The organism is Mesorhizobium sp. M1A.F.Ca.IN.020.06.1.1, assembly GCF_004023265.1.
Classification (GTDB): domain Bacteria; phylum Pseudomonadota; class Alphaproteobacteria; order Rhizobiales; family Rhizobiaceae; genus Mesorhizobium.
This window is the reverse complement of record NZ_RZSR01001532.1, coordinates 1-812: the sequence shown is the minus strand read 5'-3', so window position 1 is coordinate 812 and position 812 is coordinate 1. Positions and strand designations below refer to the sequence as shown.

The following is an 812-nucleotide window of genomic DNA, read 5'->3' as shown; positions in this document are numbered from 1 at the left end:
ATCTCGCGCGGCGTGGGCGTCACGACGCAGATCTATGCCGCCCGCGCGGAAAATGCCGAGATCTGGGATGTCGAGGGCCGGCGTTTCATCGATTTCGCCGCCGGCATCGCCGTAGTCAACACTGGCCATCGTCACCCAAAGGTCATTGCCGCAGTCAAGGATCAGCTCGAGCTTTTTACGCACACCTGCCACCAGGTCGTTCCCTACGAGAACTACGTTCGGCTGGCGGAGCGGCTCAACGAAGCTGTTCCGGGCAAGAAGAAGATGATTTTCGTGACGACGGGCGCCGAGGCGGTTGAGAATGCCGTCAAGCTCGCGCGGGCGGCCACCAGCCGGTCAGCTGTGATCGCGTTCTCGGGAGGCTTCCACGGCCGGACCTTCATGGGAATGGCGCTGACTGGAAAGGTGGTTCCGTACAAGGCCGGCTTCGGCGGGATGATGCCCGACGTCTTTCACGCGCCGTTCCCTGTTGAACTGCATGGCCAGACAATGGACGGGTCACTCGTGGCGCTTGAGAAGCTCTTTAAGGCCGATGTCGATCCTGATCGTGTGGCCGCCTTCGTCATCGAGCCGGTCCAGGGCGAAGGCGGCTTCTATGAGGTGCCGAGAGCGTTCATGGCGAAGCTTCGCGAGATCGCCGATCGCCATGGGATCCTGTTGATTGCCGACGAGGTCCAAACGGGTTTCTCCCGCACCGGCAAGCTGTTTGCAATGGAACACTTCGGCGTCACAGCCGACATCACGACGATGACCAAGGGTCTTGGCGGCGGATTTCCGATCGCAGCCGTCACCGGCCGCGCGGAGCTCATGGA

Annotated in this window: 1 protein-coding gene; it reads left to right on the top strand. The window is 61.8% G+C overall.

Going from position 1 to position 812, the window contains the following annotated elements:
• Positions 1 to 812 (top strand): aminotransferase class III-fold pyridoxal phosphate-dependent enzyme (locus EOA60_RS35355; RefSeq protein ID WP_128312751.1); only part of this gene is annotated, 812 nt, incomplete at both ends.